15 protein-coding genes are annotated in these 11,895 nt (G+C 62.6%); 12 read left to right on the plus strand and 3 right to left on the minus strand.

The genetic code is table 11. The annotated features are described in order from the left end of the window. Window positions 1-2: 2 nt before the first annotated feature. On the minus strand, window positions 3-1,055 hold the full coding sequence (gene nadA / locus ACXAHG_RS13455) for a quinolinate synthase NadA (RefSeq protein ID WP_475041160.1): 1,053 nt from the start codon (window positions 1,053-1,055) through the stop codon (window positions 3-5). Window positions 1,056-1,392: 337 nt separating this feature from the next. Between nadA and ACXAHG_RS13460 the strand changes: the two genes are divergently transcribed. Genes ACXAHG_RS13460 through ACXAHG_RS13470 form a run of 3 tightly spaced genes read left to right on the plus strand, consistent with a single transcriptional unit; the run spans window position 1,393 to window position 3,607 of the window. Continuing rightward, on the plus strand, window positions 1,393-2,097 hold the full coding sequence (locus tag ACXAHG_RS13460; RefSeq protein WP_475041161.1) for an ABC transporter permease: 705 nt from the start codon (window positions 1,393-1,395) through the stop codon (window positions 2,095-2,097). Continuing rightward, window positions 2,097-2,807 (plus strand): ATP-binding cassette domain-containing protein, encoded by a 711-nt coding sequence (locus ACXAHG_RS13465; protein ID WP_475058077.1) that lies wholly within the window; start codon window positions 2,097-2,099, stop codon window positions 2,805-2,807. Before ACXAHG_RS13460 ends, ACXAHG_RS13465 begins: the two co-directional genes overlap by 1 nt. Then, the gene (locus tag ACXAHG_RS13470) at window positions 2,804-3,607 is read left to right on the plus strand and encodes an ABC transporter substrate-binding protein (protein WP_475041164.1); all 804 of its coding nucleotides are present in this window, start codon (window positions 2,804-2,806) and stop codon (window positions 3,605-3,607) included. The genes ACXAHG_RS13465 and ACXAHG_RS13470 overlap by 4 nt, the downstream gene beginning before the upstream one ends. Before the next feature lie 224 nt (window positions 3,608-3,831). Here the strand turns inward: ACXAHG_RS13470 and phnF are convergent, their stop codons facing one another. Further along, window positions 3,832-4,545: a phosphonate metabolism transcriptional regulator PhnF gene (gene phnF / locus ACXAHG_RS13475; protein WP_475058080.1), complete on the minus strand. Its 714-nt coding sequence runs from the start codon at window positions 4,543-4,545 to the stop codon at window positions 3,832-3,834. A 107-nt stretch (window positions 4,546-4,652) separates the two neighbouring features. Here phnF and phnG point away from each other — a divergent pair, with 107 nt between their 5' ends. From phnG to phnN, 8 genes are read left to right on the plus strand one after another with little or no spacing between them, the layout of a single operon-like run. Further along, window positions 4,653-5,105 carry a phosphonate C-P lyase system protein PhnG gene (gene phnG, locus ACXAHG_RS13480; RefSeq protein ID WP_475041167.1) on the plus strand — a complete coding sequence of 151 codons (453 nt, stop codon included), beginning with the start codon at window positions 4,653-4,655 and terminating at the stop codon, window positions 5,103-5,105. Next, window positions 5,105-5,689 (plus strand): phosphonate C-P lyase system protein PhnH, encoded by a 585-nt coding sequence (gene phnH, locus ACXAHG_RS13485; protein WP_475041169.1) that lies wholly within the window; start codon window positions 5,105-5,107, stop codon window positions 5,687-5,689. The genes phnG and phnH overlap by 1 nt, the downstream gene beginning before the upstream one ends. Before the next feature lie 4 nt (window positions 5,690-5,693). Continuing rightward, entirely contained in the window at window positions 5,694-6,794 is a 1,101-nt protein-coding gene (locus ACXAHG_RS13490) for a carbon-phosphorus lyase complex subunit (RefSeq protein ID WP_475058083.1), read from the plus strand. Beyond that, a complete protein-coding gene (locus ACXAHG_RS13495) occupies window positions 6,791-7,108 on the plus strand; it encodes a hypothetical protein (protein ID WP_475041171.1) in 318 nt (105 codons plus the stop codon). The genes ACXAHG_RS13490 and ACXAHG_RS13495 overlap by 4 nt, the downstream gene beginning before the upstream one ends. Then, entirely contained in the window at window positions 7,109-7,966 is an 858-nt protein-coding gene (locus tag ACXAHG_RS13500) for an alpha-D-ribose 1-methylphosphonate 5-phosphate C-P-lyase PhnJ (RefSeq protein WP_475041173.1), read from the plus strand. Beyond that, window positions 7,966-8,736 (plus strand): phosphonate C-P lyase system protein PhnK, encoded by a 771-nt coding sequence (gene phnK, locus ACXAHG_RS13505; RefSeq protein ID WP_475041174.1) that lies wholly within the window; start codon window positions 7,966-7,968, stop codon window positions 8,734-8,736. The genes ACXAHG_RS13500 and phnK overlap by 1 nt, the downstream gene beginning before the upstream one ends. A 10-nt stretch (window positions 8,737-8,746) precedes the next feature. Then, window positions 8,747-9,430, plus strand: coding sequence for a phosphonate C-P lyase system protein PhnL (gene phnL, locus ACXAHG_RS13510; RefSeq protein WP_475041175.1), 684 nt, complete (start codon window positions 8,747-8,749; stop codon window positions 9,428-9,430). Then, window positions 9,427-9,987 (plus strand): phosphonate metabolism protein/1,5-bisphosphokinase (PRPP-forming) PhnN, encoded by a 561-nt coding sequence (gene phnN, locus ACXAHG_RS13515; RefSeq protein WP_475058086.1) that lies wholly within the window; start codon window positions 9,427-9,429, stop codon window positions 9,985-9,987. Before phnL ends, phnN begins: the two co-directional genes overlap by 4 nt. On the opposite strand, the gene ACXAHG_RS13520 is transcribed toward phnN, so the two are convergent. Continuing rightward, window positions 9,969-10,652, minus strand: a complete 684-nt coding sequence (locus tag ACXAHG_RS13520) for a DUF1045 domain-containing protein (RefSeq protein WP_475058089.1) — start codon at window positions 10,650-10,652, stop codon at window positions 9,969-9,971. The genes phnN and ACXAHG_RS13520 overlap by 19 nt on opposite strands. Window positions 10,653-10,702: 50 nt before the next feature. Between ACXAHG_RS13520 and ACXAHG_RS13525 the strand changes: the two genes are divergently transcribed. Further along, a complete protein-coding gene (locus ACXAHG_RS13525; protein ID WP_475058091.1) occupies window positions 10,703-11,845 on the plus strand; it encodes an alpha-D-ribose 1-methylphosphonate 5-triphosphate diphosphatase in 1,143 nt (380 codons plus the stop codon). Window positions 11,846-11,895 lie beyond the last annotated feature (50 nt).

The following is an 11,895-nucleotide window of genomic DNA, read 5'->3' on the forward strand; positions in this document are numbered from 1 at the left end:
GATCAGATGCCCAGTTTCTGGCTGAGGTCGATCATCCGCTGCACCGCGACGCGGGCCTTGTCCGCAACCTCCGGGTCAACCTCGACCGGCTCGGACATGGTGTGCAGCGACCACAGGATCTTCTCCAGGGTGATCTTCTTCATGTAGGGGCACATGTTGCAGGGGCCGACAAAGTCCACCTCAGGCAGCTGGTCGGCGATGTTCGACGCCATCGAGCATTCGGTGATCAGGAGGGCCTTTTCGGGCTTTTCCTTGGTCACATAGTTGACGATGCCGCTGGTGGAGCCGGAGAAATCCGCCTCGGCGACCACATCCGGCGGGCATTCCGGGTGGGCGATCAGCCGGGTGCCCGGGTTCCACTCGCGGAAGTCGCGCAGGTCCTGCGCGGTGTACTGCTCATGCACGATGCAGGAGCCCTCCCACCACACGATGTTCTTTTCCGGCACCAGATTGGCGATGTTCTGCGCCAGATACTGGTCCGGGGTCATGATAATGGTGTCTTCTTCCATTGCCGCCACGATCTGGGCAGCGTTGGAGGAGGTGCAGCAGATGTCGGACGCGGCCTTCACTTCAGCGGTGGTGTTCACATAGGTGACCACCGGAGCGCCCGGGTAGCGGCGGCGCATTTCCTCGACACCTTCGGCAGTGATCGATTCCGCCAGCGAGCAGCCTGCCTCCATGTCGGGGATCAGCACGGTTTTGTCCGGGCTCAGGATCTTGGAGGTTTCGGCCATGAAATGCACGCCGCATTGCACGATCACATCGGCCTCGACCTTGGTTGCTTCAATCGCCAGCTGCAGGCTGTCGCCGACCACATCCGAGATGCCGTGGTAGATTTCGGGCGTCATGTAATTATGCGCCAGAATCACCGCGTTGCGCTGCTTCTTCAGCTCCAGAATCGCCGCAACATAAGGCGCATGGGTGACCCATTCGACGGGGGTCACGACGCGGTCCATCCGCGCATAGACGTCTGCCATCTTCTCGGCCAAAGCCGGATTCGGCGCCAAATCATAGTGGGTGGCGAGCTGATCCCGCATGGATTGCAGGTCGAACATGGCATTTCCTCAAGGTTGCGTCCGGGGTGACACTTTGGGCGGGGGTTGTTTCACGTTCATATCGCGCACGCAAGCGCGTGTGAGCGGAAACGAAGCCAAATGCGGTGATTTGGCGCTAACACGCGGCACGGTTTTGACGTCGCCGTGCGGCGGGTCTGCAAAAACGCGGCTATTCTGTCCTGAACTGTTTGGTCCCGGTAAGGATATGGTGGTCAAAGTGACCTTTTTCCAGTGGCCTGCCGTTTTTGGCTGTTCCAATGCCTTCTCCTGTGATTTTGAAATCAGTCAGCGGGTGTTAGACCCTGCCGAAAGACTCATGCGGAGTAGACCAGGCGCAATGAACGATCTGTTGGCAGGATTGAGCCAGGCCTTTTGGCTGCTGGCGACGCTGGACGCGGATCTGGTGGAGATCACGCTGCGGTCATTGCGGGTCACATTGACAGCGCTGTCCATTGCCTGTGCCATTGCGCTGCCTTTGGCCGCCTTTCTTGCGGTGCGCCGCTTCCGGATGCGGCGGGCCACGATTGCGGTGCTCAACGCGCTGATGGGGCTGCCGCCGGTTGTTGTGGGGCTGGTGGTTTACGTTTTCCTGTCTCGCGCCGGTCCGTTTGGTGTCTTTGGTCTGCTGTTCACGCCAACGGCAATGATCATTGCGCAAGTAATCATCGTGGTGCCGCTGGTGGCATCGGTCGCGCATCAGAGCTTGCGCGAATTGTGGAGCGATTACCACGACCTGCTGATCTCGATGAACGCCACACAGTTTCAGCGTATCCAGGCGTTGTTGTGGGACGGGCGGCGGGCGCTGCTGACCGCAGCGCTGGCGGGTTTTGGCCGCGCGATTGGTGAAGTGGGCGCGATCATGGTGGTTGGTGGCAACATCGACCACGCCACACGGGTGCTGACCACGGCAATTGCACTGGAGACGGGCAAGGGCGAATTTGCGATGGCGCTGGGTCTGGGTTTTGTACTGATCGCGCTGGCGATTGCAGTCAACCTTGCGATCCACTGGCTTGGCCGCACCGAGAGCGAGGGGCGCTGGTGATGCGGATGTTCCCCTTGGTGGCAAATGGCGCTCAGGTCCGGCGGCGCGGTAAAGTTTTGGTTGGTCCCGTTGATCTGACCTTGGGCGGTCAGGGCACGTCAATTGTAATCGGCCCTAACGGAGCGGGCAAGACAACGCTGCTCAAAATGCTGCACGGGATCGTGCGGATGAACGACGGCCGCCTGAACTGGGCTTGCCCGCTGGCGGAGGCGCAGAAGCGCCAGGCCTTCGTGTTTCAGGTTCCGGTGATGATGCGGCGCACGGTGATCGAGAACATCGCCTATCCGCTGCGGCTGACCGGCGTTGGCCGCAAAGAGGCGCGGACGCGGGCGGCGGAATGGGCTGGCCGTGTCGGGCTGGGTGAAATCCTAGAGCGGCAGGCGACCATGCTATCAGGGGGCGAACGGCAAAAGCTGGCGCTGGCCCGCGCGCTGGTGCGCGAGCCGGACGTGCTTTTTCTGGATGAGCCATGTGCAGCCCTGGACGGCCGGGCGACGCGGGAGATCGAAGAAATTCTGGCCCAGGCTGCCGGGGGCGGCACCAGGCTGATCATGTCCACCCACAACATGGGCCAGGCCCGGCGGCTGGCGGATGAGGTGGTCTTTGTTCTGGGCGGCCGCATCCATGAATTCAGCCCGGCAGAGGCATTTTTTGCCGGGCCGCAAACGCCGCAGGGGCGTGCATTTCTTAACGGGGATATTGTCGAATGAAACATCTGATTTTGGGAGTCCTTGCTGCGGCGGCCCTGGCTGGCACCGCGGCGGCAGAGGAGATGAAGGTGGCGGTGACGACCTCATTTCACAATTCGGGCCTGGCGGAGATCCTTCTGCCGGAAATCAAGAAGGATCTGGGGCTGGACGTGCAGCTGCTGGTGGTTGGCACCGGCCAGGCGATTCGCCTTGGCGAGGCGGGGGATGTGGATGCCATCCTGGTGCATTCCAAGAAGGCCGAGGAGAAATTTTTGGAAGGCGGCAGCGGCACCCATCGCCGGGAGATTATGTATAACGACTTTGTCTTCATCGGCCCGAAAGATGATGCGGCAGGGATTGCAGAGGCTGCTGATGCGGCAGATGCTCTGCGCAATATTGCCAAGGCCGAGGCCGCCTTTGTCAGCCGCGGCGATGACAGCGGCACACATAAGAAGGAGCTGAGCCTCTGGCGGGCCGCGGAACTTGAGCCTGAGAGCTTTGGTTCCTGGTACCGGGCTGTAGGGGCAGGCATGGGGGCGGCGCTGAATACGGCGGCCGGTATGGATGCTTATATAATGTCGGACCGGGCCAGCTGGCTGAACTTTGGCAACAAGAGCGGGCTGATGCTGCTGTTTGCCGGTGATCCGGTGCTGTTCAACCAGTATGCCTATATCCCTGTGAATCCGGACAAGCATGGCCATGTGGAGAACGCGCTGGCGATGCAGCTGGAAGAATGGCTGGTGTCGGACAAGGCCAGGGAACTGATCAACGGGTATCAGATCAACGGTGAGACGCTGTTTGTGTTCAACGCTGTGGAGTAACGCAGAGGGGGGGCCGCCTGTTCTGGGCATCACAGGTGCCCTGCAAAGTTGGGCCCGGCACCGCGCTGCGCGCTGTGCGGACGGAGATCTCGAAACGCGCTTCAGTGTGAAAGCCGCCAGGAAACGCCGCGCCTGTTGTGGGCCGCTTCCGCCTCGCGGCAGCGCGGCGCCAGGCCCAACTGCAAAGTGCAATTTCAATTGCGCCGGAGCAGGCGGGAGCGCTCTCAGCCCTCGCCGCCAACCGTCAGCGTGACCCGGTCGCCGGCAAACCAGGTGCGGCCGAATTCCACCGGGCGGCCTTCTTGGTCGGCGTTGACTCCAGTGGTGCGCAGGATCGGGCTGCCTTCGGCAATCTTCAGGTGCAGGGCCTGGGTGGCAGTGGCCAGCTTGGCGGTGATACGGGTTTCAATCCGGGTGTAATCTTCAACGCCGAATTGCAGCAGTGCAGCAGTTACTGAGAGCTGCTCTTGCAGGGCATCGAGGATGCCTGGAAAGCGATGTGCGGGAAAGATACTTTGGAACAAGGCGATGGGCTGCCCATCGGCCAGCGATAGCCCGTCATAGACATGCACTTCTGCTCCTGGATCCAGTTGCAGCGCATTGGCCTCGCGGGCAGAGGCTGCGCGGGTCTCCAGTGCCAGGATCGTCTTGGCGGGGCAGCGCCCTTCGCGGGCGAGGTTCTGGTGGAACCGGACCCGCTTGCCGATCGGATAATCGGTTGGCTTGGCCGCCACAAAGACGCCGGCGCCGCGCCGGGCGTGAACCAGGCCCTGCTCAGCCATATCCGCCAGCGCACGGCGCACCGTATGGCGGTTCACGCCGAAGCGGGCGGATAACTGCGTTTCAGGCGGCAGTTTGCCACCGGTTTCGTAACGTCCCTGCGCGATGTCGTCAGTCAGGGCGATGGCGATAGACTTCCAAACGGGGGTGCGGGCCATGTCACGGAACTTTCACAACTCTTGGATTGCGCTGCGCGAGGCGACTCAGTTAATATTTGTCTAGTTGTATATTAATCATAGACAACTTTGCCAAGAGGCCTAGACAAATGAATACCACTTTTTCCGGAGAGGACCGCAAGGTCTGGATGAGCCTGTTGGCTTCGGCTGATGAGGCCCGGCTGACTGAACTATGGCAGGATTGCGGAGAAAATCCCGTGTGCGCATTCCTGCGGGCACCTGAGGCAGGCGGCGTCATGGTGCGCGGCCGCATGGGCGGCACCGGAGCGCCTTTCAACCTGGGTGAGATGACAGTCACCCGCTGTGCGCTGTCGCTGGAGGACGGCACAGTCGGCCACGGTTATGTGCAGGGCCGGAGCAAGGCCAAGGCCGAAATCGCGGCGAAGATCGACGCTCTGATGCAGACTAGCGCAGCAGGCGCCGTGCGCGAGACGGTGCTGGCGCCACTGGCAGAGGAGCGGCAGGCGCAGAAAGAGGCGCGCGCGGCCAAGGCAGCAGCAACCAAGGTCGAGTTTTTCACCATGGTGCGTGGAGAGGATTGATGAGTTCGCAGAGCCATAATGCCGTCTACGCGGGCGGTTTCACCAATCCGCCTGTGGATGCAGCGCATGCGTTTCGCGCCGCGATGAACGCGATGGCACACCCCGGCCAGATCCAGGACATCGCCGGTGCTCTCCCGCCCGGCGGCATCTCTGCCGCTGCGGGCAGCCTGCTGCTGACACTTTGCGATGCGGAAACCGGAGTATTCCTGGCGCCGGAAACCGACAGCAAAGCCCTGCGCGGCTGGCTTGCCTTCCACACCGGCGCGCGGCTTGTTCCTGCAGAACAGGCGGACTTTGCTCTTGGCGGCTGGGAGGAGCTGATGCCGCTTTCCCGCTTTCGCAACGGAACGCCGGAATACCCTGACCGTTCGGCAACGATGATTGCCGAGGTGGCGGGCTTTGATGCGCCGAATGCGCAGCTGCGAGGTCCTGGCATCAAGGACACGGCCCGAATGCAGCTGCCCGAGCTGGCGGCGTTCCAAAACAACGCCGCGCTTTATCCTCTGGGTTTGGATTTCTTCTTTACAGCGGGGCCGCAGGTGGCTGCGCTGCCGCGCTCGACCCAAGTCACTGAGGAGGCCTGAGCCCATGTATGTTGCAGTCAAAGGCGGCGAGCGCGCCATTGAAAACGCTCATGCCTGGCTGACCGAGGAGCGTCGCGGCGACATGGATGTGTCCGAGCTGTCACTCGCCCAGATCCGCGAGCAACTGAGCTTAGCGGTGAACCGGGTGATGGCGGAAGGGTCGCTTTATGATCCGGACCTGGCGGCGCTGGCGATCAAGCAGTCGCGCGGCGATCTGATCGAGGCAATTTTTCTGATCCGCGCCTACCGCACCACCTTGCCGAGGTTCGGCTGCTCGCAAGCGGTGAAAACCGGTGACATGGCCTGCGACCGCCGGATTTCGGCGACCTTCAAGGACGCGCCGGGCGGGCAGGTTCTGGGACCGACGTTCGATTACACACACCGTCTGCTGGACTTCAAACTGGCCGCCGAGGGCGAAGTGCCCGACGCACCGGTTGCGAAGCCGCGCAAGGAAGCTACACCGCACATCACCGAGTTCCTGCAGGGCGAAGACATCATTGAACGCGAGCCTGTTTCGGACGCGGTTCCGGGCGATCTGACTCGTGAACCGATTTCCTTTCCAGCCGGGCGGGCAGTGCGGCTGCAGTCTCTGACCCGCGGGGATGAGGGGTTCATCCTGGGCATGGCCTATTCCACCCAGCGCGGCTATGCGCGCAACCACGCCTTTGTCGGTGAGCTGCGCATTGGCAAAGTGCCGGTGGAGATGGAGATCCCGGAACTGGGTTTTGCCATTGAGATCGGCGAGGTGGAGCTGACCGAATGCGAGACGGTGAACCAGTTCAAAGGCTCCAAAACTGTGCCGCCGCAGTTCACCCGCGGCTATGGGCTGGTCTTTGGCCAGTCAGAGCGCAAATCCATCGCCATGGCGCTGGTCGACCGCGCACTGCGCTGGGAGGAGCTGGGCGAGGACAATTTGGGTGCGCCTGCGCAGGACGAGGAATTTGTTCTGAGCCATGCAGACAACATTCAGGCCACAGGGTTTCTGGAGCATATCAAATTGCCGCATTACGTGGATTTCCAGTCTGAGCTGGAACTGGTCCGCAAACTGCGCCGCGAGGCGGGGGAGTTGTCCGAGACGCTGGCGGCACGGGAGGCGGCGCAGTGAGTTTAGTCGCCACCCCCTCCGCCATCGCCGCCTGTATCGCTCCATCCGCCGTCTGCCGCTCCCCCTTTGTCGGAATGCCAGTCACCTCCCGGCTGGTCAGGGCGCTGATCCGAGCGGCGTTCCCTTCCGTCGAAATCGGTCCAGATCCAAACGCCGGTTTCGTCTTGGCGCAGGCTCTTGCGCCGTTGCCGCCGTTTTGGAGTGTTATGGCGTATGAGCGAAATCATCATCATGGCGACAGCACCGCCAATGATGAGGACCGCACCAAAAATTGCGTCGTTCAAATTTTCGCCTTTCTAAATGCGAGTATCTAAATGTCTGACTACAATTTTGCATATCTCGATGAACAGACCAAGCGGATGATCCGCCGGGCGATCCTGAAAGGCCTTGCGGTGCCGGGCTATCAAGTGCCTTTTGCCAGCCGCGAAATGCCGATGCCCTATGGCTGGGGCACCGGCGGCGTGCAGGTTTCCGCCGCCACGCTGACCCCGGATGATACGCTGAAAGTGATCGACCAGGGCGCGGATGACACCACCAATGCAGTGTCGATCCGCAAGTTTTTCGAGAAGACAGCGGGTGTGGAGACCACCGAGAAAACCGAAAAGGCCAGCGTCATCCAGACCCGCCACCGGATCCCCGAGGCAGAGCTGAATGAAGACCAGATCCTGGTCTACCAGGTACCGATCCCGGAGCCGCTGCGGTTTCTGGAGCCGCGCGAAACTGAGACCCGGAAGATGCACGCGCTTCAAGAATACGGGCTGATGCATGTGAAGCTATATGAAGACATCAGCCAGCATGGCGCCATCGCCACCGCTTATGCCTACCCGGTCAAGGTGGAAGGGCGCTATGTGATGGATCCTTCGCCGATCCCCAAATTCGACAACCCCAAGATGGAGATGGCGGCCATCCAGCTGTTCGGCGCAGGCCGCGAGCAGCGCATCTACGCGGTGCCGCCCTATACCCAGGTCGTCTCGCTGGATTTCGAGGACTACCCGTTTGAGGCCAGCAAGGCCGAGCAGGCCTGCGACCTGTGCGGCTCCGAGCACAGCTATCTGGATGAGGTGATCCTGGATGATGCGGGCAACCGGATGTTCGTCTGCTCTGACACGGACTATTGCCGTTCGCGGCGCGAGGCGGGCCATACCGGCCGCCTGAGTGAGGAGGCCGCGTGATGACCCCGTTGCTGCAAGTGAAAAATGTCGCCAAGATGTATGGCGCACGGATCGGCTGCACGGATGTAAGCTTTGATCTGTTTCCCGGAGAGGTGATGGGAATCGTGGGCGAGAGCGGGTCGGGAAAGTCGACCCTGCTGAACAGCCTTGCAGGCCATCTGGAGCCGGACCGGGGCGAGGTGATTTTTGACACCCGTGCGGATGGGCCGGTTGATACCGTCACCATGTCCGAGCCGGAACGCCGTATGCTGAGCCGCACCGACTGGGCCTTTGTCCATCAGAACGCCCGGGATGGCCTGCGCATGTCCGTGTCTGCCGGCGGCAACATCGGCGAGCGGCTGATGGCCGTGGGCGGCCGCCACTATGGTTCGATCCGTGAACGTGCCGCCGACTGGCTGGGCCGGGTTGAGATCAGCGAAAACCGGATAGATGACCGGCCTTCGGCCTTCTCCGGCGGGATGCAGCAGCGGCTGCAGATCGCCCGCAATCTGGTGACCGGCCCGCGGCTAGTTTTCATGGACGAGCCGACCGGTGGTCTGGATGTCTCTGTCCAGGCGCGTCTGTTGGACCTGCTGCGCGGGCTGGTGCGGGAAATGGGGCTGAGCGCCATCATCGTCACCCACGATCTGGCCGTGGTGCGCCTCTTGGCAGACCGGTTGATGGTAATGAAGGACGGCCATGTGGTGGAATCCGGGCTGACCGACCAGGTGCTGGACGATCCCCAGCACGCTTATACCCAGCTGCTGGTCTCCAGCGTGCTGCAAGTCTGAGGGCAGGGCGATGATTGAACTGACCAATGTGAGCAAGAGCTTCACCCTGCACAACCAGGGCAGCGCGGTGATCCCGGTAATGGAAAACGCCACGCTCAGCGTTCAGCCCGGTGAATGCGTTGGCCTGACCGGGGCGTCCGGTGCAGGTAAATCCACCCTGATGCGGGTAATCTACGGCAACTATCTGGCGGCATCCGGCAGCGTGATGGTGGGGGACGTGGATGTGGCCAAGGCCGAGCCTCGCGAGGTCCTGGCGCTGCGGCGTGAGACCTTGGGTTATGTCAGCCAGTTCCTGCGTGTTGTGCCGCGGGTGCCGGCGCTCGACGTGGTGGCAGAGCCGCTGCTGGCCGTCGGCGCGCCAGTGGAGCAGGCCCGCGATAAGGCGGCCTCGCTGCTGGCGCAGCTCAATATCCCGGAGCGGTTGTGGAGCCTCAGCCCTACCACATTCTCGGGCGGAGAGCAGCAGCGGGTGAACATCGCCCGCGGCTTTGCCTACGGCTATCCGGCGCTGCTGCTGGACGAGCCGACGGCCAGCCTGGATGCGCAGAACCGCGCAACCGTTCTGAGCTTGATCGAAGGCGCCAAGGGCCGGGGGGCGGCGATTATCGGTATTTTCCACGATGAGGCGGCGCGCCAGCAGGTTTGCGACCGGTTCGTGGATGTGTCGGGCTTTGCGCCCAAGGCGGCAGCATGAGTGGGCCGGCTGGCAAAGGTCCCGTCATTGCCGTGGTCGGGCCATCCGGGGCGGGCAAGGACAGCCTGATGTCTGCCCTGGCGGTCTCCGGCCCGCAACTGCGGCTGATGCGCCGGGTGATCACCCGCGTACCGGACGCGGGCGGGGAGGACTACCAAGCGGTCACAGAGGCCGAATTTTCTACCCTTGCAGAAAAGGGCGTCTTTGCCTTGCATTGGCAAGCGCATGGGTTGCACTACGGCATTCCCCGCGACATCGGTAAGCTGCGCGAGGGCTCGGGCGGGGTGCTGGTGAACCTCTCCCGCGCTGTGCTGCTGGAAGCACAGGAAGTATTCGGCGACTTCATTGTGCTGTCGGTGACGGCGCGGCCGGAGGTGCTGTCAGAACGGCTCATTGCCCGAGGGCGGGAGGACTCTGATGAAGTTCGGCGCCGTCTGGCGCGGGCAGTCAATCCGCTGCCGGAAGGGCTGAATCGGGTTTATGAAATCGACAACAGCGGTGCGCTCAGCACGGCGGTGAACTCTGCGCTGGCCGCCCTTCAGCCGGAAAGGGCGTAGCGGTGGATCAGGTGGAATCTGCCGTCCGGCGCCTCGCCCATCAGAGCCAGGTCGGTGATCATGATGGGTGCGGGCAAGAGCGGGATCAGGTGCTTCTCCAGCGCAGCCTCGACCGCGGGCAGCTTCGGCTTGGGCAGCCTGCCGGTGAGCGTGATGTGAAAGCGGAATTGATCCAGCACATAAGGGTAGCCCCAACGGATGAGGTTTTCGTCCTGTTCAGGCGTCAGCCCGGCAGCCCGGCGGCGTTCCAGGTCGGCCTCGGTTGCAGGCGCGCGGAAGCTGTCCAGCCCGTTCACGCAAGCCGCCGCCAGTGCGTTCAGCGCAGCGTGATCCCCGGTTGGGCGCAGCGCCAGAAACCGCCCCAGACGCGCCAGGTGCAAACCGTCCAGCGTGACCGGCTTTTGCGAAGCGGCCAGAGCGGCGCAGGCATCTTCAAGCGCGGCTTGCGTCCGGCCTTCGGCAAGGCGCATTGGCGGTTTCATGGTGGCGTGCAGCCCGTATTTGCGAGGCACGTCCGTGATTGCCGCAACATCCAGCCCAGCCACCGCCGGATGCGGCAGCCCGCGGCCTGCTTCCATGTCCCAGCCCAGCCAGCTGGTTCCAAACCGGCTCCATTCCGCGCAGGCGGGCGGGGCGTAATAGATCGCGTATCGCGTGAATGTCACATTGGCCTCCTAAACGTGGCCTTCCATAGCTCGAAAGATGTGAAGTTCAGATGACAGATGAATTGATCCTTGCCAATGCTCTGCTGGTGCTGCCGGACGAGATCCGCACCGGGAGCGTGAAAATCGCGGACGGCCGGATCGCGGATATCGCGGATGGCAGCACGGTTCTTCCGGGGGCGGTTGACTGCGAGGGCGATTTTGTTTGCCCTGGGCTGGTGGAGCTGCACACCGACAATCTGGAGCGCCACATCCAGCCGCGCCCCAAGGTCGACTGGCCGCATGCCAGCGCGATCCTTGCCCACGATGCCGAACTTGCGGGAACCGGCATCACCACTGTGTTTGACGCGATGCGTGTCGGGTCAATCAGCCGCCGGGAAAGCCGCTATGGCGCATATGCCCGGCAGCTGGCATCCGAGCTTCTAGAGTTGCGCGCGGCGGATGTCCTTAAGATCTCGCATTTCCTGCATCTGCGGGCAGAGGTCTGTTCCGATACTCTGCTGGAGGAACTAAACGGTTTTAGGGAAGCCGACCGGGTCGGGCTTTTGTCGCTGATGGACCATACGCCTGGCCAGCGGCAGTTCCGGGACCTCAGCAAACTGAAGGGGTATTTGAAGGGCAAGCACGGGTTTGATGATAGGGCCTTTGAAGCTCATGTCATGCATCTCAAGGAACTGCGGCAGGCCTTCGGGGAGCGCCATGAGGCAGAAGCCGTCAAGGCGGCCAGGCAGTTTGGCGCGGTGCTGGCCAGCCATGACGATACCACTGCAGAGCAGGTGGCGGTTTCGGCAGGCCACGGCATTCAACTGGCAGAGTTCCCAACTACGGTGGAGGCCGCGCAGGCCTGCCGTGCCCATGGCATCAAGGTGATGATGGGGGCGCCGAACCTGATCCGCGGCGGCTCTCACTCCGGCAATGTCGCGGCGCAGCAGCTGGCGGAACTCGAGCTTCTGGACATCCTGTCGTCTGATTATGTTCCCGCCGCGCTGCTGATGGCAGCGGTCAGGCTGGGCAACCTGTGGGGGGATATGGCGCGGGGGCTGGGCACGGTGACCCATGTGCCGGCCGATGCGGTGGGGCTTGGAGACCGCGGGCGGCTGGAAACCGGCAAACGTGCCGATTTGGTCCGGTTCCGTGTGGCCGAGGGGACTCCTGCCGTGCGCGGTGTCTGGTCGCGCGGATCGCGGGTAGCCTGACCGTTGCTGCGGCAGAGGGTGGAAGCGCCCGCCTGCTTGGGGCGGGGGCG

This window comes from Leisingera sp. ABD4_442 (genome assembly GCF_056160905.1).

Bases quoted from the DNA above. Each gene is read 5' to 3' on its own strand.
- phnF (WP_475058080.1), bottom strand. From the start codon at position 4,545: ATGGCCCGCACCCCCGTTTGGAAGTCTATCGCCATCGCCCTGACTGAC.
- ACXAHG_RS13500 (WP_475041173.1), top strand. From the start codon at position 7,109: ATGTCTGACTACAATTTTGCATATCTCGATGAACAGACCAAGCGGATG.
- ACXAHG_RS13525 (WP_475058091.1), top strand. From the start codon at position 10,703: ATGACAGATGAATTGATCCTTGCCAATGCTCTGCTGGTGCTGCCGGAC.
- phnH (WP_475041169.1), top strand. From the start codon at position 5,105: ATGAGTTCGCAGAGCCATAATGCCGTCTACGCGGGCGGTTTCACCAAT.
- phnL (WP_475041175.1), top strand. From the start codon at position 8,747: ATGATTGAACTGACCAATGTGAGCAAGAGCTTCACCCTGCACAACCAG.
- phnN (WP_475058086.1), top strand. From the start codon at position 9,427: ATGAGTGGGCCGGCTGGCAAAGGTCCCGTCATTGCCGTGGTCGGGCCA.
- phnK (WP_475041174.1), top strand. From the start codon at position 7,966: ATGACCCCGTTGCTGCAAGTGAAAAATGTCGCCAAGATGTATGGCGCA.
- ACXAHG_RS13490 (WP_475058083.1), top strand. From the start codon at position 5,694: ATGTATGTTGCAGTCAAAGGCGGCGAGCGCGCCATTGAAAACGCTCAT.
- ACXAHG_RS13470 (WP_475041164.1), top strand. From the start codon at position 2,804: ATGAAACATCTGATTTTGGGAGTCCTTGCTGCGGCGGCCCTGGCTGGC.
- ACXAHG_RS13465 (WP_475058077.1), top strand. From the start codon at position 2,097: ATGCGGATGTTCCCCTTGGTGGCAAATGGCGCTCAGGTCCGGCGGCGC.
- nadA (WP_475041160.1), bottom strand. From the start codon at position 1,055: ATGTTCGACCTGCAATCCATGCGGGATCAGCTCGCCACCCACTATGAT.
- ACXAHG_RS13460 (WP_475041161.1), top strand. From the start codon at position 1,393: ATGAACGATCTGTTGGCAGGATTGAGCCAGGCCTTTTGGCTGCTGGCG.
- phnG (WP_475041167.1), top strand. From the start codon at position 4,653: ATGAATACCACTTTTTCCGGAGAGGACCGCAAGGTCTGGATGAGCCTG.